Origin of the sequence: Actinomadura sp. SCN-SB (assembly GCF_043906805.1) — a bacterium.
Taxonomy (GTDB): Bacteria; Actinomycetota; Actinomycetes; order Streptosporangiales; family Streptosporangiaceae; genus Spirillospora.
Window position 1 is genome coordinate 1 of record NZ_JBIMPP010000065.1, and the last position, 23,292, is coordinate 23,292.

Below are 23,292 nucleotides of genomic sequence, written 5' to 3' on the forward strand. Positions count from 1 at the left end.
AACGCGCAGCAGCACCGGCCACGTCTTGGGCCCGACGACGCCGTCGGGCTGCACCCGTCCCCACATCTGCACGGCCCGCACGGCCAGCTCGACCGTGGTGTCGAACGGGCCGTCCACCGTGCCGATCTCCGGGTGGGAGCGGGCCATCAGCAGGGCCCGCAATGTCTGCACGTGCTCGCCCTCGGCGCCCTTGCGCAGGGTCGGCAGTCTGCCGACGATCTCCTCCGTCCAGTGCGCGAAGCCGTACGCGGGCCTTCCGAAACCGGCGATCACGCTCGACGCGCGCACCCTGCGCTTGCAGGCGTCACCGGTGTTGCCCTCGATCGTCTGCACCCGTCCGCCGCCCAGGACCTTCTCCACCACTCCGACATGGTCGATCGCGGTCACCCGGTTGGTCTGGCCCCAGTCGAAGAACACGATCCATCCGGGCTGGGCCCCGTTGACGTTCTCGGTCGTCCCCGAGGACCAGCGGCCGATCTTCTGGAAGTCCTGCGCGTGCCACACGGTGTAGGCGCGGTCTCCGCCGGGCAGCACCGCGTCGGCGTTGCCGCTCTGGCGGGCCCACTCGGTGACCGCCATGTCGCACCACGGCGCCTTGAGGAACTCCTTGCCGTGCCGCTTCGCGTAAGCCTTGGTGATCGCGTTGGGCCGCCCGGACATTCCCAGGGATGTGCGGGCCGCGGCGATCATTCCACCGGCGCTGCCCATCAGGTCTCCTCGGTCCCCGTGTAGAAGCCGTTCTCGTCGGGCTCCCCGTACAGCTCGCGCAGAACGTCCTCTTCGTCCGGCTCGGTGGCCCTGTGCACATCGGGATGCACGTCCACGTGCTCCATCTCCTCGGGCAAACTCACTGATCCCCCAGCGGTCGTGTCCCCATGTTGATGCAAAGAGTAGTCATATGACTACCAAGAGTGCAACAATGTCCGGTCAGATCGGTAGCCACATCCGGCCTGGGCGTGCCGAGGCGCCGGGTGTTGGCGATCATTTGAACAGGACGGATATTCGGGGAGATGTCATGCCGCCTGCGAGCGCCCGGCCGTGCCGGCCGGGGTTTCTCATCTACTACCTGTACGAGGACGAGACGCCGGTCCGGCGGGCGGGGCCGGTGGTGGCGGGGGCGCGCAGGACCGCCACGGTCGTGGCGGTCCTGGCGTTGATGACCCTGCTCAGCCTTACCTTGGGGCCCGCCTTCCAGTCGTAGGGGTCATTCGGCCCTGGCGGTCTCGGGACCGGTGATCCGTTCCATCAGCGGCAGGGTCAGCCCGATGACGGCGAGGGACCCCGCGAGCCCGCCGAGGACGGTCAGGTAGTAGCCGGGACCCGGCGCGACCAGGGTGTAGCCGAGCTGCGATCTCAGGAACAGTTCCGCGGCCAGGAAACCCGCGCCGGTCGCCGCCGCCGCGGTCACCAGGAGCGGGACGGCGCTTTCGAGCAGGACGACCCGGCGCATCACGCCGATCGGGACGCCGGTGAGGCGCAGCAGGCTGAACGGGCGCTTGCGGTCGTTCAGGCTCCCGACCACGCCCACCGCCAGGCTGCACCCCGCGATGCACAGGCTGGCGATGATGACGACGCTCACCAGGCGCTGGTAGCCGGTGAGCACGCGGGCCGTGTCGGTGTCCGCGCCGGACTCGGCGACGGTGGCGGGATCGGCCCTCAGCGGGAACGCGCGGGTGAGGGTCGTCCGCACCCGCTCGATCGCTCGCGGCGAGCCGTCCGTCCTGACCATGACGGCCTGGACGGGGAGGGTCCGCAGCCGTTCGGGGGCGACCGGCGACGCGGGCCAGACGGTGTCGCGGCGGTCGTGCTCCTCGTCCATCAGGATCCAGGCGAAGTGGCTCGGGACGGCGGCCGTCGTCGCGCCGGGCGCGCAGCGGCCGAAGCCGGTGGCGCCGGCCAGGTCCGCGCAGGAGATCAGGAGGTCGCGCGAGCTCGGATCGCCGGGGTCGCGGGGGCCTGACGGGTCCTGGCGGAGCACCATGGTGCCGTGGACGCCCGGGGCCGCGCGCAGCCCGTCCAGGGTGCCGAACGGGACGGAGGCCAGCCCCGGCTGGGGGCCGCCCGCCCCACGGATCGTGCGGTGCTCGAAGTCGGCCACCAGCGTGCTCGCGGCCGTCCTGTCGCCGCGCTGCGTGCCGCGTTCGGCGACGAACGTGGTCATCACCCCGATCGCGGTGGTGGTGACGAACAGGGCGAGGACGAGACCGCTGATGGCGCGGAAGCCCGCCTTCGGATCGTCCGCGAGCCGCCGTCCGGCGATCAGCGCGGCGGGACGGCGCGCGCGCCGCGCCATGACCCGCGCTCCGGTCATGGTCAGCCACGGGCCGGCGACGATCAGGCCGGCCATCATCAGCAGGACGCCGGTCATGTACGCGGCGATCTGCCCGTTGGTGGTGTCGGGACGGCGGCCGAGGAAGTAGGTCAGCTCGGCGATCCCGGCGACCAGCGGGATCAGCCGGTACGCCCTGGGGGCGCTCGGGGTGACCCGCCGGGCGACGCCCAGCGGCGAGATCCGTACGCGGCGCAGCGCCCACCACGCCGCGACCGCCGACGCGACCGGGACGCCCAGCCCGACCAGCGCGATCTGCGCCGGGCTCGGCGACAGGTCGCCCGGGTAGAAGGACTCGCCGGTGAACGGCACCGCCGCCAGCGGCACGCGGAGGGGGAGGAACAGGCCGCAGCCCACGGCCGTGCCCACCGCCGCGGCCACCGCCGACTCCACGGCCGCGATCACCGAGATCTGCCGGGGCGTGGCGCCGACCAGCCGCATCGCGGCGAACCGCCGTTCCCTGCGGGCGGCCGACAGCCGCGTCGCGGTGCCGATGAAGATCAGCACCGGGACCAGCAGCGCCCCGGAGGTGACCGCCAGGACCAGCGCGACGACGTTCTCCTCCATGCCGTACCGGCACTGCCCGCAGGTGCCGGGTGACAGCGTCGCGATACTGGCGATCGGCCCCGCGCCGTGCGCTTCGGTCAGGTCACGCGGCGCGTGCCCGACGACGACGATCAGGGAGCCGGGGGACGGGAGCGCCTCCTTACCGATCGTCCCGGCCAGGGACCCGGGGTAGCGGTCACCGAATTCGGCGGCGGGCTCGGAACGGAGCAGCTTCTGCAGCGCGGGCGAGGCGTAGTACTGCCCCGGCCCCGGCACTCTGGGAATACCCGGCGGGACAGGCGACCGCGGGCCCGTGGCCGCCACGTCGACCCGGATGATGCGCTCGTCCTTGTAGTGGTCGTTGGCGATACGCCCCATGAGCGGGTGCGGGGACGGCTTGACGTGCGGCGACGTCACCTCGGCGATCCCCGAGTTGAGCCATGCGAACCTGGCGTTCTGCTCCCGCACCCCGTTGATCCCCGCCACCGTGATCAGGAGCAGCGCCACACCGATCGCCACGGCCGCCGCCGTCAGGGCCAGCCGGACGGCCGCCTCCCTGCCGCCGCGCAAGGTCAGGCGCAGCCCGAACCCGATCACGACGCTCGCGCGGCCGGGAGCCCGCTCACCTTTCCGTCCCGGACGATGACCTCACGGTCGGCGTACGCGGCCACGCGGGGTTCGTGGGTCACGACGACGACGGTGGTGCCCCGCTCCCTCGCGGCGGCGACCAGAAGGTCCATGACCTGCTCCCCGCTGAGCGAGTCCAGCGAGCCGGTCGGCTCGTCCGCGAACAGGACCTCGGGGCCGGCCACCAGGCCGCGCGCCAGCGCCACCCGCTGCGCCTGCCCGCCGGACAGCTCGCCCGACCGGCGCTTCTCCAGCCCGTCCAGGCCGAGCCGCGCGCACCAGTCCGCCGCCTCCTTGAGCGCGGCCGGCCTCTTGGCGCCCGCCAGCAACAGCGGGAGCGCGATGTTCTCCTCGGCGGTCAGCTCCGGCACGAGCTGGCCGAACTGGAACACGAACCCGAACCGGTCGCGGCGCAGGGTGCTCCGCGCGGTCTCGCTCAGGGTGTCGATCCGGCGGCCGCCGAAGTGGATCTCGCCGGAGTCGGGGACCAGGATCCCGGCCAGGCAGTGCAGCAGCGTCGTCTTCCCCGACCCGCTCGGCCCCATGATCGCCAGGATCTCCCCGGGATGGGCCGCGAGCTCGGCTCCGCGCAACGCGGGCGTCCGCCCGAACGACAGGACGACATCGCGCGCCTCGATGATCGGCCCGGTCACGAGCGCACCGTCTCGGCGAGCGCGTCGAGCCGTGCCGCGGTGAGGTCCATCCAGCGCAGGTCGGACTCCAGGTGGAAGAGCCCGTGGTCGGCCAGCAGCGCGTCCACCAGCCCGCCGGTCCGCTTGACCTCCGTCAGCTCGCGCATCCGCCTGAGGTGCGCGGACCGCTGGGCGTCGAGATAGCCCTCGGCGTCCCGTCCGAGCATCAGCGCCAGGACGACCTTCGCGAACAGCACCGTCTGCAAGTGCGGCACCGCCTCCACCGGCTCGGCGAGCCAGGTCTCGAACTCGGTCGCCCCCTTATCCGTGATCACGTACCGCTTGCGCTCGGGCCCGGCGCCCGCCTCGGACTCGGCGACCACCACCTTCCCGTCCCGCGCGAGCCGCCCCAGCGTGGCGTACACCTGCCCGAACGGCAGCGGCTTGCCCCGGCTGAAGAAGGCGTCGTAGTCCCGCTTGAGGTCGTAACCATGGCTGGGCGCCCGCTCAAGCAGGCCAAGAAACGTCAAAGGAACACTCATGCGCCCGACTATACGCCGAGCGTATACATCCCGTCTATACGCTCGGCGTATAGCCGTGCGACCAGACGGGCCTGGCGCGTGGCTCGCGATCAGTCGACGGGGATGGTGTAGGCCACCTCGTAACGGTCGACCGGGGCGATGATGTCGGCCGTCTCGACGGGCCGCTCCCCAGAGTACGTGCGCTGGATGACCATCACGATCGTCCCGATGGGCTCGTCCAGAAGCGCGGCCTCCTCGGCCAGGATCGCTCGCGCGGTGACCACCTCGGTGGCGAGTTCCACCTCGATTCCGATCGCGCGCATCCGCGCCACGACCCCGGCCCCGGCGTACGGCCCTTCTTCGGGCAGCATGATGGGCGTGCCACGGGTGATGTCCACCGGCTCCCACGAGGTGGACAGCATGGCCGGCTCGCCGTCGGCCAAGAAGGTGTAGCGGGTCCGCATCACCTCGGCGCCCTCCGGCACGCCGAGCCGTTCGGCGATCGCCGGTGGTGCCGTGGCGGTCTCCGAACTCGCGCGCCAGCTCCCGGTGCGCCCTTGGCTCTCCATGTCGGCCCGGAACGGCGACCCGCCACGCGACTCGCGGTACCACGACCGGGTGAACCGCCCCTCCACGATCCTGCGCCGCAGATCGTCGGCGATACGCAGGTAGACCGGCTGGGCCATCCGCGTGACTGAGTGCGATCAGATGCATCCACAGCGTGACAACTTGGGTGCGCAGGCCGCAAGCCGACCACTCGGCTACGAACCATCGCCGGACGGTCATGTGGAGCTTGCCACGGCTGAGCCGGTCGCCAACGCGCTCCGCCATAGACCCAGCGGCCGGACGGGTGCGGTCACGCAGGCGCTCGGCCGTGCTCTGCCTGCCACCGGTCCTCGCGCTGTCCCGCAAGGAGATCAGCAAGTGGCTGGCCTCACCCTGCAGCGGTATCCGGTCGGACCGTGGCCGGGAAGGTCAGGCGACGGTGAAGCCGCCGTCTACTGGGAGGATCGCGCCGGTCACGTAGGTGGCGGTCAGTAGGTAGCGGATCGCTTCGGCCACTTCGGTGGGCCGGCCCACGCGCTTGAGGGGGAGTGACTCGGCGGCGGTGGCGAACTGGGCCTCTTTCTGGGGTTCGGGGAGGAACGACCACCAGGGGGTGTCGATGACCCCGGGGGACACGGCGTTGACGCGGACGGGGGCCAGCTCGGCGGCGAGCGGGGAGACCATGCGTTCGATGGCGCCGTTCGCGGCGGCCAGGGCGGTGATGCCGGGGAGGGTGGAGCGGGCCGAGGACGCGGAGATCATGGTGATGGAGCTCGTGACCTGGGCCTTCTGGATGCAGGACAGGTAGGGGAAGACCTTGCCCTCGAACGCGGCCCGGATGTGGTCCGGGCCGATGGCGGCGAGCGGTCCCACGCCGGTGTGGCCCTGGCTGAAGGCCAGGACGAGGTGGTCGAACGGGCCGGTGGACGCGAAGAAGGCGGTCAGGTCCTCGTCCGAGGTGGCGTCGACGGACGCGGCGGTGGCCGTCTTGACGGCGGCGACCCGGTCCGGGTCGCGGCCGGTGACGATGACCTCGGCACCGTCGGCGGTCAGGAGGTCGGCGGTGGCCAGGCCGATGCCGGAGGTGCCACCCATGATCACAACACGCATGGACGTGCTCCATTTCTAGACGCGGTGTCTCGATACTAATTCGAGACGTCACGTCTTGTAAAGTGGCGGGATGGCGGAGGGACGGCGGCCGGGACGGCCGCGCAGTGAGGAGGCGCGGCGGGCGATACTGGCCGCGGCGCTGGACGAGCTGAAGGAACGCGGCTACCGCGGGCTCACCATGCAAGGCATCGCGGCGCGGGCCGGTGTCGGCAAGCAGACCGTCTACCGCTGGTGGCCGTCCAAGGCCGACGTGGTGCTCGACGCGATGGTGGACATGGCCGAGACCGTGGTCGCCGTTCCGGACACGGGGACGTTGAGCGACGATCTGGTGGCCTTCCTCAAGGCCACGTTCCGGCAGCGGGGGCAGCGACCGATCCTGATCGGGCTGATGGCGCAGGCGTTGCTGGATCCCGGGTTCGCGAAGGTGTTCCGTGACCGCTTCCTGTTCGCGCGCAGGATGGTGCTGCGGCAGATCATGGAGCGGGCGAGGGAGCGCGGGGAGATCAGCCCCGAGATGGATCTGGAGCTCGCGATCGATGTCGTCTACGGGGTGCTGTGGTACCGGCTGATGCTCGACCACGCCCCGCTAGACGAGGCGGCGGGGCGTGATCTCGCGGAGTTCGTGCTCCGTGGCGTCAGCGCACGGTCGCCTTAACGGGCGGGTCGCAGGGACTTGGAGTAGAGGGCCTTGCCGTCGATGTCGTGGAGGTGGACGGTCAGGCCCCCGCTCGGGGCGTCGATGGCCACCTCGCCGAGAACCGGTGCATGCGCCCCGGGTGGCCCGTCCTACTCCGGCGGCGTGGCGTACCGGCCTAGTTCGACCGGGCGGCCCATGTCCCATAGCTCGGCGACATGGAAGGCGAACCGGTCGAACAAGCCGTCGTCCTGGCAGCGCCGCAGGTGCAGCATCGGCGAGTCGTGCCCGACCAAGCGGGCCAAATGCGGAGTGACGAGCATCTGGTCGTCGAATCGGAACACGCTCATGGCGATGTGGTCATCGCCGAACCGGGCCTCCAGGTTGGGAACGCCATCCAGCTTGGACAACTCGGCCAGGGTGATGCGGATCCGCGTCCCGACCGTCAACGGGACGGCCTCCACCTCCTCGCGGCGCCGGGTGACCTCGCTGTCGGGGTCGCCGACCAGGAATCGGACGCGGCACCCGCGGTCGGCCTTGCGTCGCAGCACGCCCCGCAGGTTGGGGATCTCCAGCCACAGGAAGTAGTTGGTGAAGCCGGCGAACACCATGTCCCTGGTCGCGTCGGTGATCAGGGACCGCCACACCGACCTGGGGCAGGCGGACCGGTAGGGGTAGGTTGCGACGATCTCGCGGTCGGGGCCGGTCTTGACGTTCCGGCGGACCCCGTCTGGCCAGAGCATGGCCTCATCAACTCCCAGAGCGTCGGCCGCCGCCCAGCGGTGCCGCGGGTGCGGTAGGCGGCCGTCGCTGTTGATCCACCTGCTGACGGTCTTGACGTCGACTCCGCACTGCTCGGCGAGGTCCGCCTCGGTGATGTGAGCCTCGGCCATGGCTCGCCGGAGTGCGTCGTTCGGCATCGTCCTTCACCCCTAAGCGTAGGACCGTAGGGACGCATCTTGAAGCTATCCCGAAAACGTCCCAAGCGTCCCCGGAACGTCGTATGACCGTCCCGGCCTGAGGAGCACCCTCGACGAGTAACGGGACGCGCACTGTCCGGAGAAGGGGTTCGCGTCTCGGCCAAGACGCGGACGGCCCCGGCGGCGGTGCGAACGCCGTGATCCGGGGCCTCGGCCGGAAGTGAGGTCCGACCTATGCGAGATCCTACGATCCCCGCCACTGCCCCTGCGGCCACTGCCGCCGACCCCGGCACGATCGCCGAGGCGAGCCACGGCCCGATCATCAAGATGTTGCGGCAGCAGTACGACGTGCTGGCCTGGTACGGCCCGTTCACCGGCCACTGGTGGGCGATGGTCGGCCCGGCCCGCCTGGTCGAGGCCGAACAGCCCGCCGAGCTTGAGCACGCGATCCGCCGCGCGTGGGGGTGGGAGCGTTGATCGACACCGGCCGGTTCGTGCTGCTGCGTCACGGCCTGGAGCCGTACGGGTGGGGCGTGCTGCTCGCCCAGGACGCCCTCACCGGCGGGGAGCCGCTGGTGGACCGGCTGTTCCCCGAGGTGTACGCCACCGCGTTCGACCTGGGCATGATGATCTCGATCCTGACCAACGGGTCACGCCTGCACGCCGCGCCGATCCTGGAACTGCTGACCCAGCGACGCCCGCTTCAGATCACCGTGAGCGTGTACGGCGCCACCGAGGCCAGCTACGACGGGCTGACACGGCGGCGGGGCGCATTCAAGGCGTTCGTCCGGGGAGTGCACGCGGCCACTGAGGCGGGTGTGCCACTGTCGTTCAGCCTGATCGTGACCGAACGCAACGCCGCCGAGTTGGAGGAGATGAAGCGCTTCTCCGATCAGCTCGGCGTCCCGTACGACGTGTACTCCAACATGTCGCCCACCATCCACGGCGGCGCCGAGACCCTGCCGTCGCAGAGCGTTGAGCATCTACGCAGGCGCAGGCCCTTCACCGGCTGCAACGCCGGGCGCACCTTCTTCCACGTCGACCCGTTCGGCAGAGCGTCGATCTGCAAGATCGGCCGGGAACCCAACATCGACCTCCTCGCCGAAGGCGCCCAGGGGCTCGCCCGGCTCGGCGAGATCGCCGATGGGCTGCTGCTGCGGCAAGGCGGCTGCACCGGCTGCACCCTTCAGGGCACGTGCGGCACGTGCATGCCGCTCGTTCAGCTCTACCGCAAGGCCAAGGCTCCCTTGGCCACCTACTGCCAGCACCGGGAGCGAGACAGGGAGGAGGTGTCAGCCGGATGAGTACCGTCATGATCGAACTGTCGCCCAGGCCACTGGACGACGACGAGATCGCCGTCGTCGAGGACGTCGACGACCTGGTGGCGGCCGACAAGTGTTCGTGCGCGGCCGGTGACGATCAGCCGTACTGACCGGCGATCGGCGGGGCCGTCCCCTACCGTGGGGGACGGTCCTTGCTGTTGGGGAAGAAGAGGCAGCTTGCCAGTTGCACGAATCCATTGGGCGGACCTGCCGGGAGAGGTCCGCGGCCGGGTCGAGCGGCACACGGGGACGATCCACGCGGCGACCACCATGTCCGAGGGCAAGAACTCCGCGATCGCCGCGGTACTGGACACCGAGTCGGGGCGGGTGTTCGTCAAGGGCCTGCGCGTGGACTACCCGCGGCGCTGGACGCAGGACGCCGAGGCGCTGATCAACCCGGTCGTGGCGGAGATCTCGCCGCGGCTGCTGTTCCGGCACGTCGGCGCGGAGTGGGACCTGCTCGGGTTCCAGGCCGTGGACGGGCGCCACGCGTCCTACGAGCCGGGGTCGCCGGATCTGCCGCTGCTGGTGGAGACGATGGCCACGCTGGGCGCCATCGGCTGCCCCGACCTGCCCGTCAAGCAGGCGCCCCAGCGGTGGGCGAACTACGTCAGCGACCCGGCCCACGTCCACCTGTTCGGGGGTGACGTCCTCCTGCACACCGACTACGCGCCCGACAACGTCCTGATCGCCGGCGGCCGGGCTCTGCTGATCGACTGGGCGTGGCCCACCAGGGGCGCGGGCTGGATCGACCCGGCATGCCTGGTGCTGCGGCTGATGGCCGGTGGCCACACCGCCGCACAGGCCGAGCAGGTGGTGAGCGCTCTCCCGGCTTGGACGGCGGCACCGCGCGAGGCGGTGACGGCGTTCGCTGAGGCCAGCGCGAACCTGTGGTCAGAGATCGCCGGTGGCGACGGCTCGGCGTGGACCAAGCGCATGGACCTGGCCGCGCAGGAGTGGGCGTCGTACCGGGCCCGCTAGCGGCCCCGGGTGCCCCTGCCCTACGTGGTACGGCCCGCACGGCACGGTGGTGGCGTGTCAACTACCGGAGCGGGGTGAGCGTCTGCTGATACAGGACGGTCCCATCGATGTCGCGGAGGTAGACCGTCAGATCGCCGGTGTCGGCCTCGATGTCGACCTCCCCGAAGTGTTGGAATCCCTCCGCCGGTGACGTGTTCGCGCGCGGCGGGGCCTGTACGAATTTGGGTACTCCGCCCAAGGTGTTATCCAGAGTGTTCGGGCCGAAGGCGCCGGCGTTGAGGGGGCCGGAGACGAACTCCCAGAACGGGTCGAAGTCCTTGAAGGCGGCCTTGGACGGGTCGTAGTAGTGGGCCGCGGTGTAGTGGACGTCGGCGGTCAGCCACACCATGTTGCGGACGCGGTTCCTCTTCGCGAACGAGAGCAGGTCGGCGATCTCGCGTTCGCGGCCCAGCGGGGCTCCGTCGTCGCCCTGCGCGATGCCTTCCTGGGCGCTGCCGTCCGGGACGATGAGGCCGATCGGCAGGTCGGCCGCCATCACCTTCCACGTGGCCTTGGAGCGCCGCAGTTCGCTCTTGAGCCAGGCGAGTTGCTCGGCGCCCAGCACGCCTTTGCGCTGGGTGGGGGAGTCGTTGGGGCCGTTGGCGTCCTTGTAGGTGCGCATGTCGAGGACGAAGACGTCCAGGAGGGGGCCGTAGGAGAGGCGGCGGTACAGCCGTCCGCCCTTAGGGGCCCGGACGGCGGTGGGGGTGTACTCGAACATCGCGCGGCGGGCGCGGGCGGCCAGGACGTCCACGCGCTTCTCGGTGTAGGCGGGCAGGTCGAGGATCTCGCCCGGGTACCAGTTGTTGGTGACCTCGTGGTCGTCCCACTGGTAGATCATGGGCACCCGGGCGTTGAAGGCGCGCAGGTTGGCGTCGTGCAGGTTGTAACGGAACTGCCCGCGGTACTCCGCGAGCGTCTCGGCGACCTTGGTCTTCTCCGGGGTGACGAGGTTGCGCCACGTGCGGCCGTCCGGCAGCGCCACCGTCTCGGACAACGGGCCGTCCGCGTAGACGAGGTCGCCGCTGCACAGGAAGAAATGGGGGTCGCGTGCGGCCATCGCTTTGAAGATGCGGTAGCCGCCCAGCTCGGTGTTGATGCCCCAGCCCTGCCCGGCCAGGTCGCCCGACCAGACGAAACGCACGTCGGCGCGGACGCGGGGCGCGGTCCGCAGGCGTCCCGTGACCGGCTCGGACCGGACGGAATGCCGGTCGGTGTCGGCCAGCACCACGCGGTAGTGCAGTTCCTCACCGGACGGCAGGCCGCGCAGGAACGTCTTCCCGGTCAGGTCGGTCTCCGGGGTCAGCACGGGGCCGGGGATCCGCCTGGCGTCCCGGAGGTCGGGCCTGCGGCTCACGTCCACCAGCATCCTGGCGGGACGGTCGGAGCGGGCCCAGATCACCGCGTCGTGGGCGGTGACGTCGCCGCTCTGAACGCCGTGGGTCAGCCGCGGCCGGTCCCGGCGGACCAGTCCGGGCGAGGCGAGGGCCGAGCCTCCGCCGAGCAGGCCGCCCAGGGCCGTTCCGGTGCCCGCCACCAGGCCACCCCGCAGGAAGCTCCGTCGATCCGGTGTCATCACTGGCTCCGTTCTCATCGCATGCTCATCGAGCGCCGTAGGAGTCGCATGCTCCTGCGGGCCGATGGACGCAGCGTGAACGCCGGGGATCCAGCGATCTTCGGCTGATCGACGCGGATCGATTTGACATCGGCCGGTGGGAACCGATGTCCTTGACCCATGCCAGCGCGAGTCTCCGTCTGCGGTCCCGTGGCCCTGCGCCGCGTGGCCAGCGCGCTGTGTCGTCCTTCGTGTCGTTGAGCCAGAAGCCCTGATTCGCTCCGACCGGCCGGTTCCGGCCGTACACCGAAGGACCTTCCGTGAACCTCGACATGGTTCCCGATCTCACGATGCGCGGGCAGGACGACCCGCATGGCCGTGCCGTCGCCCTCCGTCCCCCCACTGTGGGGCAGCTCGCCGCCCGCGTCCACGCGCTGAGCGCCAGCCCCGGCGACTGGTGGCATCTGGCCAGGTTCGAGCGGGACGAGCCGGTACGGGTGCCGCTGGCGGAGGCGGACGGCGTCCGGCTCTGGCTGGTCACCTGGCCGCCCGGCTATCGCACCGGCGTGCACGACCACGACGACGTCTGCCTGTGCGAGGGGCCGTCCTCAGGCGTCCGGGCACTCGGGCGTACGCGCGTGAACACTTTGATCGCGGGCGAGCTCACCGAGGTGCGGATCACCCCGCATGGCGTGACCGAACGCTCGCTGCGGACCAATCGCGTGCGCGTCCACGGCGGCGGGCGCACGCACGAGCTCACCAACCCGGGGCCCGCGTACGCCATCACCCTTCACGGCGACCTGGCCTAGCGGGCCGTCGCCTCCCCCGACGCTCGCTAGCGGTGGCGGCGCGAGCGGGTGAGGACGCGGACGATGCCCACCAGGCCCAGCCCGACGACCAGCGCGGGGGCGATCACCTGGGGGCGGTCGATCGGGTCGTCCGACAGGCCCCCGACGAGGAAGACCGCCGCGACCAGCAGGAAGAACAGCCCGGTCAGCCACGATCCGAAGTCGAACCTGCGGCGGCGGGCCGGACCGTTGCCGGCGCGGGGTTCGGGACGGCGCTCAGCCACGGGACACCTGCACATCCCCGAGCCGGCCGCGGATCCGCAAAGCGATCACGGGCGGGTTGTTCGTGCCCGGGGTCTCGGGTTCGAGCACCTCCCGCGAGCGGGCGCCGGGGCCGCTGATCGTCCGGGCCGCCACCTGGATGTCGCCGAGCGCCACCCGCGCGTCGAGTTCGACCCGCGCGCCCGGCGGCAGCGTGACGTCCAGCGTGCCGACGGTGACCCTGACGTTGACCGCCACCCGCTGGCCGGGGCCGAGCGGCAGCCGGGTCAGGTCGAGACGGCCGGCGCCCGCGCCCATCGTGTACTCGCGCTGGACGCCCGCGGTGTCGGTGGGCCGCCACTCGACCTCGCCGTACCGGGTGTCGGGCGGCGCCTCCGCGACGACCGAGGTGGTCAGCAGGGCGCAGGTGAGGACGGTCCCGACGGTGGCCAGCCCGCGCACCCTGAACCAGCCGCCGGCCAGCAGCCCGCACCCGACCACGGCCAGCGCCACCGAGAGCAGGATCATCGTCTGCTCCGGGGCCGGGTGGGCCTGCGCCGTCGGCCAGCACGCCGCCGCGGCCGCCATGGCCGCCAGCAGTGTGATGGAGGTCACGGCGGGACTTCCCTGGCGCTTCTTGGTGACCCGGGCGTCCCGGGAGCCGTGCGGACGCCTCGTCCGGTCCTCCTCCGGAGCGGCGGCCGTGGCCCCGGCGGCGGGCGGGCTCAGCGTGGCGAGGTCGATCATCCCCTCGGGCAGCCCGCCCCCGGACGGGGCCTCCTTGTACAGCGAAACGGGCTCGGCCGCATGCGTCTCGACGTGGTCGGAGGGGTCGAGCGGGTAGCCCTGAAGCCGCTCGGGGAACGTCCGCGCCTCCGCCGTCAGATCCACTCCGCGGCCGTGCGCGACCAGCAGGATGAGCCCGAGCACGGTGAGCACCGCGAACGCGCCGGTGGACACGTTCCCTCCCAGGAGCCCGGCCAGCCCGTTGCCCAGCACGTTCAAGGCCACGATCCCGCAGAGCAGCGCGGCCAGGATGGACAGGACGGCGGGAGCGTCGAACCGGCGGCGGAACAGTTGCTCGGCCACCGAGGCGCGATCCGGCCCGGCCGGCATGAACAGCGCCGCCGCGATGTAGAGCAGGATCCCCTGCCCTTGCGTCAGCACCAGGATCCCGAACCCGACCCGGAAGACGATCGGGTCGATGCCGGTGTAGCGCCCAAGGCCCGTGCACACCCCGCCCAGGACGCGTCCCTCGGGCACACGCGCCAGCCGTGAGGGCGGATCCCTCCGTACCGCTGTGCTCTCCTCCTCGACCATGCCCCCCATCGTGGTCCTTTCGCGCCCGTACGCGGTATCGGGGACCACCCTGATCCGACCCTGAGGAAATCTCCGCGGCTTCAGGGCAGCGCCCTGATGCGCATGCGGGCGCACCATGTGAGCATCGGTAACGTGGGAAGCGCGATGGTGACAGAGGACCCTGCCACGGCGCAGGCTACGCCTTCCGGGCCGCCGGCGCGGCTGGAGCGGCGCCCCGACGGCAGGCTGATCGCCGGGGTGTGCCGCGGGCTGGCCGGCCACCTGGGGGTGGAGGTCTTCGTCGTGCGCGCGGCGTTCGTGCTGCTGACGCTCGCCAGCGGGCTCGGGATGGCCGCCTACGTCGCCTTCTGGGTGCTGGTCCCGATGGGTCCCCGGGAGGACGGGAAGCCGTCCAGGCTCGGCGGGCACGACTGGGGGCAGCTGCTGGCCTATACCGCCGTCGCGGGCGGGTTGTCGGCGCTGACGTGGGGCGCCGGTTTCGCGCAGGCGGCGCTGTGGCCGTTCGTCGCGGGCGGTGTCGGCGCCTCGATCCTCTGGCAGCAGGCCGACCGCGACCAGCGGGCGCGCTGGGTGGTGCCGCTCCGCCAGATGTGGCTGCGCAGCCTGCTGGGCGTGCTGCTGGTCGTCGGCGGGATCGGCGGGTTCGTGGCGCAGCGGGTGGACGTGTCGCAGGCCCGGTCCGTCCTCATCGCGATGCTGATCATCCTGACCGGGGTCGCGGTGATCGTCACGCCCTGGGTGGTGCGGCTCTGGCAGGACCTGGAGGCCGAACGGCACGAGCGCATCCGCTCCCAGGAACGCGCCGAACTGGCCGCGCACGTGCACGACTCCGTCCTGCACACGCTGACCCTGATCCAGCGGAACGCGCACGAGCCCCGCGAAGTGCAGCGGCTGGCCCGCTCCCAGGAACGCACTTTGCGGGCCTGGCTCTACCAGCCGCGCGCCGACCCCGGCCAGACCTTCGCCGCCGCGATCCGCGCGACCGCCGGTGAGGTCGAGGACGACCACGGCGTCCCCATCGAGGTGGTCTGCGTCGGCGACACCGAGCTGGACGAACGGCTCGGCGCCGCCCTCCAGGCCGCCCGCGAGGCCATGGTCAACGCCGCCAAGTACGCCGACTCCGCGTCGGTGTCGGTGTACGCCGAGGTGGAGGGTGACACCGTGGCCATCTTCGTCCGCGACCGGGGCAAGGGCTTCGACTTCGAGCAGATACCCGAGGACAGGATGGGCGTGAGAGGGTCCATCATCGGACGCATGGAACGCAACGGTGGCACCGCGGAGATCCGCACCGCCCCGGGCGAGGGCACCGAGGTACGGCTGGAGATGAAGAAGGCGTGAACGTGAGCGGCCGCGGGCCTGCGGGCGGCGCGGGCCCGGATGCGAGCGGAGCGAGCCGATGAACACCGTCGTGCTGGTCGACGACCACCAGATGTTCCGGACCGGGGTGAAGGCCGAGCTGGGCGAGTCCGTGCAGATCGTCGGAGAGGCCGGGGACGTGGACGAGGCGGTCTCGGTGATCAGGGCCGAGAAGCCCGACGTGGTGCTGCTGGACGTGCATCTGCCCGGCGGGGGCGGGATCGAGGTGCTGCGGCGGCTGCACGGCGCGGTGCCGTCGCGGTTCCTGGCGCTGTCGGTGTCGGACGCGGCCGAGGACGTGATCGGGGTGGTCCGCGGCGGCGCGCGCGGCTACGTCACCAAGACGATCTCGGGACCCGAGCTGACCGACGCGATCGCGAGGGTCGCGGAGGGCGACGCGGTCTTCTCGCCCCGGCTGGCGGGGTTCGTCCTGGACGCCTTCGCCGCGTCCGACGTCCCGGCCGTGGACCCCGAGCTCGACCAGCTGACCCAGCGCGAGCGCGAGGTGCTGCGGCTGATCGCCCGCGGCTACGCCTACAAGGAGATCGCCAAGGAGCTGTTCATCTCGGTCAAGACGGTCGAGACGCACGTGTCGAGCGTCCTGCGCAAGCTCCAGTTGTCCAACCGGCACGAGCTGTCGCGGTGGGCGGCGGCCCGCCGCCTGGTCTGAGCCGGCCCGCGACCTGAGCCGGGCTAGAGCACGTTCGGGAGACGGGCCGGGCACCCCGGCTCGCAACGCTCGGAGTGGTGCGCGACGCGGCGCGCGAACGAGCGGACCATCCGGTCCAGGACCATCCTGAGCAGGGGGCCCGTGGCCGCGTACGTGGGCTCGAACCTGGCCTCCCACCGGATCAGCGTGTCGAGCCCGCGCGGCACCAGCGTCACGTCCGCCCGGTACTCCTTGACCGGCAGCCCGGAGACCGCGACATAGGCGTAGTGGCGGGGCGGGTCGTACTCGACGACCTCCTCGCGCGCCGGGGGGATCGCCCGGATCGCCCCGACCCCGTTGGGCGTCGGGCTGCCGGCCCGCTCGCGCCGTGCCCTGGACGGGAAGCTGCCCCACTCGCTCCACGCCTCCGCGACCGCCAGATGCTTGAAGATCACTTCGGCGTCGGCGCGTGAGGTGGCGGTGGCCCCGATCGTGTACGGCCCGGTCCGCTCTGGCATCACCGTCTCCCCGCGAGTCAGGATCATCACCGTAACCAGCGGCGCGCCGGGCAACAAGGCGAGCAGGTCAGGGCCCCGCGGCTCAGGCGGTGCCGATCACCTGGAACCCCTCGGCGAGACGGCCCTCGGGCAGCCCGGCGAGCGAGGCGTTGTGCCCCAGGAAGCCGCGTATCGACCGCTCCAGTTCCTCACCCCGGTGGCGGGTCTGGGAGGCGTGCGCCTTCAGCGCGGCCAGCTTGCGGTCGGCGGTGTCGGTGATGTCCACGTAATGGTTGACCAGGGGCCCTCCGCTGGTCCACACCTCGCGCGCCGTCCACTCGGTCAGGCCCTCCTCCTCCAGCAGCTCGGGGAAGGCGTAGGGGTTGCGCGCGTCCGGGTAGACCGCGTCCAGGGTCGCCGCGCCCACCGCGCGGTGGTCGGGATGGCTGGGATAGATCCGCTGGTAGTTGCGTTCGGCGCTCTGGGTCAGCACCCGGTCCGGCCGCACCTGCCGGATCACCCGGGCGATGTCGCGGCGCAGATCCAGGGTGGCCTCCACCCGCCCGTCCGGGTAGCCGAGGAACCGCACGTCCTCGACCCCCACGCGGCCGGCGGCGGCGCGCTGCTCGGCGCGGCGCAGCTCCGCCATCTCCGCCCGGCCGAGGCCGTCGTCCACACCGCCCGCGTCCCCGTCCGTCACGATCAGGTAGGTCACCTCGATGCCCCGGTCGGTCCACCGCGCCACGGTGCCGGCGCAGCCGAAGTCCACGTCGTCGGGATGCGCCATCACGGCCAGCACCCTCCGGACCTCGCCGTCGTCCAGAACGTTGGTCACGGCTCAACGATAGGCCGTGCCACCGGCACCGTTGATCTTCCAGAGGACGGCAAGGGCGATCCATGCCCGCTTGGGCCTGGGATGCGAGGCCGGACAGGGGTAGAGCTGAGACATGCGCAAACTCATCAACGCCCCGGCGGACGTGGTCTCCGACGCACTGCGCGGCCTCGCCGCCGCGCATCCATCCCTGCGGGTCGACCCGGAGCGGCGCGTCATCGTCCGGGGCGACGCGCCCCGTACCGGCAAGGTCGGCCTGGTCTCGGGCGGCGGCTCCGGCCACGAGCCGCTGCACGGCGGCTTCGTCGGGTACGGGATGCTCGACGCGGCCGTGCCCGGCGAGGTGTTCACCAGCCCCGTCCCTGACCAGATCCTCGCCGCTACCACCGCCGTGCACGGCGGCGCGGGCGTGCTTCATGTCGTGAAGAACTACACGGGCGACGTCTTGAACTTCCGGATGGCCGCCGAATTGGCCGAGGACGAGGACATCGAGGTCGTCCCCGTGGTGGTGAACGACGACGTCGCGGTCGAGGACAGCACCTACACCGCGGGCCGCCGCGGCACCGGCGCGACCGTGTTCGTGGAGAAGATCGCGGGGGCGCTGGCCGAGGAGGGCGGCGACCTGTCCGCGGTGGCCGCGGTGGCCCGCGAGGTGAACGAGCGCAGCCGTTCCTTCGGCGTGGCGCTGTCGTCGGTCACCGTGCCCGCCGCGGGAGAGCCCACCTTCGAGCTCGGCGCCGACGAGGTCGAACTGGGCATCGGCATCCACGGCGAGCCCGGCAGGGAACGCGTCAAGACCATGCCCGCCGCCGAGATCGTGGACGCGGCGCTCACCGCCATCGACGCCGACATGCCGCTGTCCGGCTCGGAGGTGCTGGTGATGGTCAACGGGATGGGCGGCACCCCGCTGATCGAGCAGTACATCGCGTACGCGGCGGCCGCGGACTGGCTCGCCGGGCACGGGGCGACCGTCGCGCGCCCGCTCGTCGGGCCGTACGTGACCAGCCTGGAGATGGCGGGCGTGATGATCTCGGTGTGCCGGCTCACGCCCGAGCTGACCCGGCTCTGGGACGCCCCGGTCGAGACCCCCGGCCTGCGGTGGGGCCGATGAGCGCCACGATGGACACCGCGCTGACCGCCGCGTGGATCCGGCGCGCCGCCGAATGGGTCACCGCCGACGCCGCCAGGCTGACCCGCCTGGACGCGGCCATCGGCGACGGCGACCACGGCCACAACCTCACCAGGGGCCTCACCGCCGCGGTCGACGGCCTCCAGGAGGACGTTCCCCCGGGCAAGGTGCTGATCGGCGCCGGGCGCGCCATCGTGTCCAAGACCGGTGGCGCGTCCGGTCCCCTCTACGGGACGGCGCTGCGCCGGGCCGGGAAGTCCTTCGGCGACGCGGAGGAGATCGACGCGGCCACGCTCGGCACCGCGCTCAAGGCGGCGCTGGACGGCATCGTCGAGCTGGGCCAGGCGGCCGAGGGCGACAAGACGATGGTGGACGCGCTCGCCCCCGCCGTCGCCGCGTACCAGGCGACCCTGGCCGATGGCGGAGACCTGGCCGCCTGCGCGCGCGCCGCCGCCGACGCGGCGGAGAAGGGCGCGGACGCGACCGTGCCGATGCAGGCCCGCAAGGGCAGGGCCAGCTACCTGGGCGCCCGCAGCGCCGGGCACCTCGACCCCGGGGCCGCCTCCACCGCCCTGATCCTGCGCGCCCTGGCCGACACCGTGACCGGCACCCTCCCGGGCGCCGAGACCGCGATCGAGGACTGAGGGGAACGCGCATGGTCGGGATCGTGGTGATCTCTCACAGCCGGACGCTCTCGGAAGGCGTCGCCGAGCTCGCCCGCGAGCTGGGCGTCGGGAAGGCCGCGGTGGAACCCGCCGGGGGCGACGCCGAAGGCGGCATGGGCACCAGCATCGAGCTGGTCGAGCAGGCCGTCGAGACGGTCCAGGACGGCGACGGCGTGGTGCTGCTCGCCGACCTGGGCAGTTCCGTGCTGACCGCCAAACTGGTGATCGACGACGCCGAGGGCGAGGTCGTCCTCGCCGACGCGCCCCTGGCCGAAGGAGCCGTCGCGGCCGCCTCCATGGCCGCGACCGGCGCCGACCTGGCCACCGTGGTAGCCGCCGCCGAATCGGCGTACGACCACCGCAAGAGATAAGGCCGTGGCAGGGGGCGAAGCCGCCCGCAAAACAGTGTGGTGGGCAACGTCCGTCGTGCCCCCACCGTAGACTCGCACATGATGTCGAAGACCGATGCCCCTTCCCTGCTCGACGGCCTGAACCCGCAGCAGCGTGACGCCGTGGTCCACTCCGGCGGGCCGCTGCTGATCGTCGCGGGCGCGGGGTCGGGTAAGACGCGCGTGCTCACCCACCGGATCGCGTACCTGCTGAGCGAGCGGGACGTCCATCCCGGCCAGATCCTGGCGATCACCTTCACCAACAAGGCCGCGGCCGAGATGAAGGAGCGGGTGGACGCGCTGGTGGGGCCCAGGTCCCGGGCCATGTGGGTGATGACCTTCCACTCCGCGTGCGTGCGGATCCTGCGCCGGGAGGCCAGGCGGCTCGGGTTCCCGTCGGGGTTCTCGATCTACGACCAGGCGGACGCGCAGCGGCTGATGGCGCTGGTCTGCCGGGAGCTCGACCTCGATCCGAAGCGGTATCCGCCCAAGTCGTTCTCCGCCCAGGTCAGCAATCTGAAGAACGAGCTGATCGACTACGAGACGTTCAAGGACCGGGCGTCCACGCACATGGAGCAGACGCTCGCCGAGGCGTACGAGATGTACCAGGCCCGGTTGCAGCAGGCCGGCGCGATGGACTTCGACGACCTGATCATGATGACGGTCAACCTGCTGCAGGCGTTTCCGGAGGCCGCCGAGCACTACCGCCGCCGGTTCCGGCACGTGCTGGTGGACGAGTACCAGGACACCAACCACGCCCAGTACGAGCTGGTGCGGGAGCTGACGGCGCCGGTCGACGGGCTGGGCGCGGGCGAGCTGTGCGTGGTGGGCGACGCCGACCAGTCGATCTACGCGTTCCGGGGCGCCACGATCCGCAACATCCTGGAGTTCGAGCGCGACTACCCCGACGCCCGGACGATCCTGCTGGAGCAGAACTACCGCTCCACCCAGACGATCCTGTCGGCGGCCAACGCGGTGATCGAGCGCAACGCCGACCGCAAGCCCAAGAAGCTCTGGTCGGACCAGGGCGAGGGGCACAAGATCATCGGCTATGTGGCCGACAACGAGCACGACGAGGGCGCGTTCGTCGCTCAGGAGGTCGACAGGCTGACGGACGAGGAGGACGTCCGCCCCGGCGATGTCGCGGTCTTCTACCGCACCAACGCCCAGTCCCGTGTGTTCGAGGAAGTGTTCATCCGGGTCGGGCTGCCCTACAAGGTGGTCGGCGGCGTCCGGTTCTACGAGCGCAAGGAGGTCCGCGACCTGCTGGCCTACCTGCGCGTGCTCGCCAACCCCGAGGACACGGTCTCGCTGCGCCGCGTCCTGAACGTGCCCAAGCGCGGCATCGGCGACCGCGCCGAGGCGTGCGTCGAGGCGTACGCGTCGCGCGAGCGGATCTCGTTCTGGCAGGCGCTGCGGGTCCCCGAGGACGTCCCCGGCATGGCGACCCGTTCGATCAACGCCGTCCGCGAGTTCGTCACGCTGCTGGACGAGCTGCGGGAGGCCGCCGGGACCATGACCCCCGCCGCGCTGATCGACCAGGTCCTGGTCAAGAGCGGGTACGTCGCCGAGCTCCAGGCGTCCAAGGATCCGCAGGACGAGACCCGGCTGGAGAACCTCCAGGAGTTCGAGGCCGTGGCGCGCGAGTTCGAGGAGCGCCTGGACGGGGAGTCCGCCGAGGGCCGCCTGGTCGAGTTCCTGGAGCAGGTGGCGCTCGTCGCCGACGCCGACTCGATCCCCGGTGGCGCCAAGGGCGGCCCCGTCCCGCCCGGCGAGCGGGCGGAGGAGACCGACCAGGGCGTGGTCACGCTGATGACCCTCCACACGGCCAAGGGCCTGGAGTTCCCGGTGGTGTTCCTCACCGGCATGGAGGACGGCGTCTTCCCGCACCTGCGGGCCATGAGCAACCCCAAGGAGCTCGAAGAGGAACGCCGCCTGGCCTATGTGGGCATCACCAGGGCCCGGCAGCGCCTCTACCTGACCCGCGCCACGATGCGGAGTTCGTGGGGCGCGCCTCAGGTGAACCCGCCGTCCCGGTTCCTGGGCGAGGTGCCCGAGTCGCTGGTGCGGTGGGAACGGTCGGCGTCGTCGGTGTCGGGGTCGGCGATGACCAGGATGGCGGCCCGTCCCGGCGTCCAGTCCGCGGGGAACCGTCCCGTGCCCTCCCTGGCGCCGGGTGACAAGGTCACGCACGACTCGTTCGGCCTGGGCACCGTGGTGACGGTCGACGGCGCCGGTGAGCGCGCCGCGGCCAGCATCGATTTCGGCGGCGAGTACGGGGTCAAGCGCCTGATCCTGCGCTACGCCCCGGTCGAGAAGCTCTGACAGAAGCTCTGGCGGCTAGGACGCGGCGCTGACGGGGAAGCCGCTGAGGGTGGCGTGCAGGTGGTCGGCCATGGCGCGGCCGAAGACGGGGTCGTTGATGTCGGTGTCCAGCTCGTGGATCTCCACCCGGGTGCCGGACAGGCCGTCCCGTACGGCGTCGAAGAGCGCCGCGTCGGCGGCCGGATCGTGGAAGGGCCCACCGGGCGCGCTCAGCGAGGAGAGGCCGCGCAGCGGGACGTAGACGGCGGTGGGGGCGACGGCGTCCCGGAGCCTGGCGGCGACGCGGCGTCCCAGTTCGGCGGCCTCGGCGGGTGTGGTGCGGACCAGCGTCGCGGACCGGGCGCCGTCGACGCGTAAGCGCCTTCCGGCCGGCCGGGCCGGGACGGCGCCGCCGAAGCGCGCCAGGTCGAGCCCGCCCAGGCTCACCACCTGGGGGACGCCGCCGCGCACGGCGCCCGCGAGACGCCTTGGGTACGGGTCGCCCGCCGGCAGGTCGGCCGCCAGGCCGGCGGGTGTGGCGTCGAGCGCGGCGGTCAGCATGCCCCCGGCCGCCAGCGTCTCGTAGGCGCGGCCCGCGTCCTGGAACAGCAGGACCTCGTATCCGAGGATGCCCAGCAGCTCACGGGACGCCTGGACGCCCTCGGCCGTGACGTCCGCGGCCGTGACGCCGATGATCGGGCCGTCGCCGCCCTCGGCGGGATGGCCGGTGACCATGCGCGCCATCGCGGCGGCGGCCGTGGGGAGGGGGTCCATGCCGTCCATGAGGACCAGCCCGGTCGCGTCGGGAGGCGCGTCGCCCGGATCGTGCACGAACAGCTTGGGCACGCCGTCCGGCAGGGCGCGCATCGCGGCGGCGGCGATCGCGGAGTTGCCCTGGCCGCCGACGGCCAGGACCCCGTCCAGCCGCCCGGACCGTAACAGCCGGCTCGCCACCTCGGCGGCGCCGCCCGCCATGGCGCCGATCGCCCTGTCGCGGCCGGTGCCGCGGGCGAGGGGGACGCCGGAGGCCCCGGCCACCTCCTCGCGCGGTATGTCGGGCGGCACCCGCGGGGCGTCCAGGATGCCGGTGTCGACGAGTACGACCTCGGTGCCCAGGGAGACGAGCCTGTCGCGCAGCCATGCGTACTCCAGGCCCTGGACGTCCAACATACCGATCAGTACGACGACGGGCATATGAGCACTGTTCGTCGCCTCCGGCGGCCGGACAAGCGGCGGCGCCGCCGCAGTTTTCTGGCGTTTGGGCGTCCAGGGCTTACCCGGTGAACAGGTGCGGGCGCGGCGCCCAGCAGGTTTCAGGTACGACGGGCCGTTGGCTCCTT

General features: G+C 71.8%; 27 protein-coding genes. 13 read left to right on the plus strand and 14 right to left on the minus strand.

Annotated elements, in window-relative coordinates; genetic code table 11:
• Together ACGWYJ_RS31030 and ACGWYJ_RS31035 are read right to left on the minus strand one after the other, a co-directional pair.
• Positions 1–708: CHAP domain-containing protein (locus ACGWYJ_RS31030; RefSeq protein WP_395110001.1), on the minus strand; the 708-nt coding region annotated here is incomplete at its 3' end.
• Complete coding sequence (locus ACGWYJ_RS31035) at positions 708–851, minus strand: hypothetical protein (RefSeq protein WP_395110002.1); 144 nt, start codon at positions 849–851, stop codon at positions 708–710. The genes ACGWYJ_RS31035 and ACGWYJ_RS31030, both read right to left, overlap by 1 nt.
• A 164-nt stretch (positions 852–1,015) precedes the next feature.
• Between ACGWYJ_RS31035 and ACGWYJ_RS31040 the strand changes: the two genes are divergently transcribed.
• Positions 1,016–1,201 (plus strand): hypothetical protein, encoded by a 186-nt coding sequence (locus tag ACGWYJ_RS31040; protein WP_395110003.1) that lies wholly within the window; start codon positions 1,016–1,018, stop codon positions 1,199–1,201.
• Between the two features lie 3 nt (positions 1,202–1,204).
• Here ACGWYJ_RS31040 and ACGWYJ_RS31045 read toward each other — a convergent pair whose 3' ends face one another.
• The 5 genes from ACGWYJ_RS31045 to ACGWYJ_RS31065 all read right to left on the minus strand — a co-directional run bounded on the left by ACGWYJ_RS31045 (position 1,205) and on the right by ACGWYJ_RS31065 (position 6,311).
• Positions 1,205–3,472 carry an FtsX-like permease family protein gene (locus ACGWYJ_RS31045; RefSeq protein ID WP_395110004.1) on the minus strand — a complete coding sequence of 756 codons (2,268 nt, stop codon included), beginning with the start codon at positions 3,470–3,472 and terminating at the stop codon, positions 1,205–1,207.
• Positions 3,469–4,155 carry an ABC transporter ATP-binding protein gene (locus ACGWYJ_RS31050; RefSeq protein WP_395110005.1) on the minus strand — a complete coding sequence of 229 codons (687 nt, stop codon included), beginning with the start codon at positions 4,153–4,155 and terminating at the stop codon, positions 3,469–3,471. The genes ACGWYJ_RS31045 and ACGWYJ_RS31050 overlap by 4 nt, the downstream gene beginning before the upstream one ends.
• Positions 4,152–4,676, minus strand: coding sequence for a PadR family transcriptional regulator (locus tag ACGWYJ_RS31055; protein ID WP_395110006.1), 525 nt, complete (start codon positions 4,674–4,676; stop codon positions 4,152–4,154). The genes ACGWYJ_RS31050 and ACGWYJ_RS31055 overlap by 4 nt, the downstream gene beginning before the upstream one ends.
• A gap of 89 nt (positions 4,677–4,765) precedes the next feature.
• Positions 4,766–5,341 carry a UTRA domain-containing protein gene (locus tag ACGWYJ_RS31060; RefSeq protein ID WP_395110007.1) on the minus strand — a complete coding sequence of 192 codons (576 nt, stop codon included), beginning with the start codon at positions 5,339–5,341 and terminating at the stop codon, positions 4,766–4,768.
• Positions 5,342–5,630: 289 nt separating this feature from the next.
• Positions 5,631–6,311 (minus strand): SDR family oxidoreductase, encoded by a 681-nt coding sequence (locus ACGWYJ_RS31065; protein WP_395110008.1) that lies wholly within the window; start codon positions 6,309–6,311, stop codon positions 5,631–5,633.
• A gap of 70 nt (positions 6,312–6,381) precedes the next feature.
• Here ACGWYJ_RS31065 and ACGWYJ_RS31070 point away from each other — a divergent pair, with 70 nt between their 5' ends.
• Positions 6,382–6,966, plus strand: coding sequence for a TetR/AcrR family transcriptional regulator (locus ACGWYJ_RS31070; protein ID WP_395110009.1), 585 nt, complete (start codon positions 6,382–6,384; stop codon positions 6,964–6,966).
• A gap of 131 nt (positions 6,967–7,097) precedes the next feature.
• On the opposite strand, the gene ACGWYJ_RS31075 is transcribed toward ACGWYJ_RS31070, so the two are convergent.
• Positions 7,098–7,865 carry a helix-turn-helix domain-containing protein gene (locus ACGWYJ_RS31075; protein ID WP_395110010.1) on the minus strand — a complete coding sequence of 256 codons (768 nt, stop codon included), beginning with the start codon at positions 7,863–7,865 and terminating at the stop codon, positions 7,098–7,100.
• 234 nt (positions 7,866–8,099) lie between these two features.
• Between ACGWYJ_RS31075 and ACGWYJ_RS31080 the strand changes: the two genes are divergently transcribed.
• From ACGWYJ_RS31080 to ACGWYJ_RS31095, 4 genes are all read left to right on the plus strand, one after another.
• A complete protein-coding gene (locus ACGWYJ_RS31080; protein ID WP_395110011.1) occupies positions 8,100–8,342 on the plus strand; it encodes a hypothetical protein in 243 nt (80 codons plus the stop codon).
• A complete protein-coding gene (locus ACGWYJ_RS31085; RefSeq protein ID WP_395110012.1) occupies positions 8,339–9,169 on the plus strand; it encodes a radical SAM protein in 831 nt (276 codons plus the stop codon). The genes ACGWYJ_RS31080 and ACGWYJ_RS31085 overlap by 4 nt, the downstream gene beginning before the upstream one ends.
• Entirely contained in the window at positions 9,166–9,297 is a 132-nt protein-coding gene (locus ACGWYJ_RS31090; RefSeq protein ID WP_395110013.1) for a hypothetical protein, read from the plus strand. Before ACGWYJ_RS31085 ends, ACGWYJ_RS31090 begins: the two co-directional genes overlap by 4 nt.
• Positions 9,298–9,364: 67 nt before the next feature.
• Positions 9,365–10,168, plus strand: a complete 804-nt coding sequence (locus ACGWYJ_RS31095; RefSeq protein ID WP_395110014.1) for a hypothetical protein — start codon at positions 9,365–9,367, stop codon at positions 10,166–10,168.
• A 61-nt stretch (positions 10,169–10,229) separates the two neighbouring features.
• Here the strand turns inward: ACGWYJ_RS31095 and ACGWYJ_RS31100 are convergent, their stop codons facing one another.
• A complete protein-coding gene (locus ACGWYJ_RS31100; protein ID WP_395110015.1) occupies positions 10,230–11,783 on the minus strand; it encodes an alkaline phosphatase D family protein in 1,554 nt (517 codons plus the stop codon).
• A 299-nt stretch (positions 11,784–12,082) separates the two neighbouring features.
• Here ACGWYJ_RS31100 and ACGWYJ_RS31105 point away from each other — a divergent pair, with 299 nt between their 5' ends.
• On the plus strand, positions 12,083–12,571 hold the full coding sequence (locus ACGWYJ_RS31105; protein WP_395110016.1) for a cysteine dioxygenase: 489 nt from the start codon (positions 12,083–12,085) through the stop codon (positions 12,569–12,571).
• 26 nt (positions 12,572–12,597) lie between these two features.
• Here ACGWYJ_RS31105 and ACGWYJ_RS31110 read toward each other — a convergent pair whose 3' ends face one another.
• Positions 12,598–12,834 (minus strand): hypothetical protein, encoded by a 237-nt coding sequence (locus ACGWYJ_RS31110; protein WP_395110017.1) that lies wholly within the window; start codon positions 12,832–12,834, stop codon positions 12,598–12,600.
• The gene (locus ACGWYJ_RS31115) at positions 12,827–14,131 is read right to left on the minus strand and encodes a PspC domain-containing protein (protein ID WP_395110018.1); all 1,305 of its coding nucleotides are present in this window, start codon (positions 14,129–14,131) and stop codon (positions 12,827–12,829) included. The genes ACGWYJ_RS31110 and ACGWYJ_RS31115 overlap by 8 nt, the downstream gene beginning before the upstream one ends.
• Before the next feature lie 144 nt (positions 14,132–14,275).
• On the opposite strand from ACGWYJ_RS31115, the gene ACGWYJ_RS31120 reads away from it, so the two are divergent.
• The gene (locus ACGWYJ_RS31120) at positions 14,276–15,469 is read left to right on the plus strand and encodes a PspC domain-containing protein (protein WP_395110019.1); all 1,194 of its coding nucleotides are present in this window, start codon (positions 14,276–14,278) and stop codon (positions 15,467–15,469) included.
• Positions 15,470–15,527: 58 nt separating this feature from the next.
• On the plus strand, positions 15,528–16,157 hold the full coding sequence (locus tag ACGWYJ_RS31125; protein ID WP_395110020.1) for a LuxR C-terminal-related transcriptional regulator: 630 nt from the start codon (positions 15,528–15,530) through the stop codon (positions 16,155–16,157).
• 23 nt (positions 16,158–16,180) lie between these two features.
• Here ACGWYJ_RS31125 and ACGWYJ_RS31130 read toward each other — a convergent pair whose 3' ends face one another.
• Together ACGWYJ_RS31130 and ACGWYJ_RS31135 are read right to left on the minus strand one after the other, a co-directional pair.
• A complete protein-coding gene (locus tag ACGWYJ_RS31130; RefSeq protein WP_395110021.1) occupies positions 16,181–16,654 on the minus strand; it encodes an SRPBCC family protein in 474 nt (157 codons plus the stop codon).
• A gap of 82 nt (positions 16,655–16,736) precedes the next feature.
• Positions 16,737–17,420 (minus strand): PIG-L deacetylase family protein, encoded by a 684-nt coding sequence (locus ACGWYJ_RS31135; protein ID WP_395110043.1) that lies wholly within the window; start codon positions 17,418–17,420, stop codon positions 16,737–16,739.
• Between the two features lie 160 nt (positions 17,421–17,580).
• Here ACGWYJ_RS31135 and dhaK point away from each other — a divergent pair, with 160 nt between their 5' ends.
• From dhaK to pcrA, 4 genes are all read left to right on the plus strand, one after another.
• The gene (dhaK, locus tag ACGWYJ_RS31140; RefSeq protein WP_395110022.1) at positions 17,581–18,576 is read left to right on the plus strand and encodes a dihydroxyacetone kinase subunit DhaK; all 996 of its coding nucleotides are present in this window, start codon (positions 17,581–17,583) and stop codon (positions 18,574–18,576) included.
• Complete coding sequence (gene dhaL, locus ACGWYJ_RS31145) at positions 18,573–19,238, plus strand: dihydroxyacetone kinase subunit DhaL (protein ID WP_395110023.1); 666 nt, start codon at positions 18,573–18,575, stop codon at positions 19,236–19,238. The genes dhaK and dhaL overlap by 4 nt, the downstream gene beginning before the upstream one ends.
• Positions 19,239–19,249: 11 nt before the next feature.
• Positions 19,250–19,630, plus strand: coding sequence for a dihydroxyacetone kinase phosphoryl donor subunit DhaM (gene dhaM, locus ACGWYJ_RS31150; protein WP_395110024.1), 381 nt, complete (start codon positions 19,250–19,252; stop codon positions 19,628–19,630).
• 81 nt (positions 19,631–19,711) lie between these two features.
• Positions 19,712–21,973 (plus strand): DNA helicase PcrA, encoded by a 2,262-nt coding sequence (gene pcrA / locus ACGWYJ_RS31155; protein ID WP_395110025.1) that lies wholly within the window; start codon positions 19,712–19,714, stop codon positions 21,971–21,973.
• 15 nt (positions 21,974–21,988) lie between these two features.
• On the opposite strand, the gene ACGWYJ_RS31160 is transcribed toward pcrA, so the two are convergent.
• Positions 21,989–23,146 (minus strand): Tm-1-like ATP-binding domain-containing protein, encoded by a 1,158-nt coding sequence (locus ACGWYJ_RS31160; RefSeq protein ID WP_395110026.1) that lies wholly within the window; start codon positions 23,144–23,146, stop codon positions 21,989–21,991.
• Between the last annotated feature and the right edge of the window lie 146 nt (positions 23,147–23,292).

Excerpts from the sequence above, each read along its gene's own strand:
- ACGWYJ_RS31040 (WP_395110003.1), top strand. The coding sequence starts at position 1,016 with ATGCCGCCTGCGAGCGCCCGGCCGTGCCGGCCGGGGTTTCTCATCTAC.
- ACGWYJ_RS31055 (WP_395110006.1), bottom strand. The coding sequence starts at position 4,676 with ATGAGTGTTCCTTTGACGTTTCTTGGCCTGCTTGAGCGGGCGCCCAGC.
- ACGWYJ_RS31060 (WP_395110007.1), bottom strand. The coding sequence starts at position 5,341 with ATGGCCCAGCCGGTCTACCTGCGTATCGCCGACGATCTGCGGCGCAGG.
- ACGWYJ_RS31065 (WP_395110008.1), bottom strand. The coding sequence starts at position 6,311 with ATGCGTGTTGTGATCATGGGTGGCACCTCCGGCATCGGCCTGGCCACC.
- ACGWYJ_RS31070 (WP_395110009.1), top strand. The coding sequence starts at position 6,382 with ATGGCGGAGGGACGGCGGCCGGGACGGCCGCGCAGTGAGGAGGCGCGG.
- ACGWYJ_RS31075 (WP_395110010.1), bottom strand. The coding sequence starts at position 7,865 with ATGCCGAACGACGCACTCCGGCGAGCCATGGCCGAGGCTCACATCACC.
- ACGWYJ_RS31080 (WP_395110011.1), top strand. The coding sequence starts at position 8,100 with ATGCGAGATCCTACGATCCCCGCCACTGCCCCTGCGGCCACTGCCGCC.
- ACGWYJ_RS31090 (WP_395110013.1), top strand. The coding sequence starts at position 9,166 with ATGAGTACCGTCATGATCGAACTGTCGCCCAGGCCACTGGACGACGAC.
- ACGWYJ_RS31100 (WP_395110015.1), bottom strand. The coding sequence starts at position 11,783 with ATGACACCGGATCGACGGAGCTTCCTGCGGGGTGGCCTGGTGGCGGGC.
- ACGWYJ_RS31115 (WP_395110018.1), bottom strand. The coding sequence starts at position 14,131 with ATGGTCGAGGAGGAGAGCACAGCGGTACGGAGGGATCCGCCCTCACGG.
- ACGWYJ_RS31120 (WP_395110019.1), top strand. The coding sequence starts at position 14,276 with ATGGTGACAGAGGACCCTGCCACGGCGCAGGCTACGCCTTCCGGGCCG.
- ACGWYJ_RS31125 (WP_395110020.1), top strand. The coding sequence starts at position 15,528 with ATGAACACCGTCGTGCTGGTCGACGACCACCAGATGTTCCGGACCGGG.
- ACGWYJ_RS31130 (WP_395110021.1), bottom strand. The coding sequence starts at position 16,654 with ATGCCAGAGCGGACCGGGCCGTACACGATCGGGGCCACCGCCACCTCA.
- ACGWYJ_RS31135 (WP_395110043.1), bottom strand. The coding sequence starts at position 17,420 with ATGGCGCATCCCGACGACGTGGACTTCGGCTGCGCCGGCACCGTGGCG.
- dhaK (WP_395110022.1), top strand. The coding sequence starts at position 17,581 with ATGCGCAAACTCATCAACGCCCCGGCGGACGTGGTCTCCGACGCACTG.
- dhaL (WP_395110023.1), top strand. The coding sequence starts at position 18,573 with ATGAGCGCCACGATGGACACCGCGCTGACCGCCGCGTGGATCCGGCGC.
- dhaM (WP_395110024.1), top strand. The coding sequence starts at position 19,250 with ATGGTCGGGATCGTGGTGATCTCTCACAGCCGGACGCTCTCGGAAGGC.
- pcrA (WP_395110025.1), top strand. The coding sequence starts at position 19,712 with ATGTCGAAGACCGATGCCCCTTCCCTGCTCGACGGCCTGAACCCGCAG.
- ACGWYJ_RS31160 (WP_395110026.1), bottom strand. The coding sequence starts at position 23,146 with ATGCCCGTCGTCGTACTGATCGGTATGTTGGACGTCCAGGGCCTGGAG.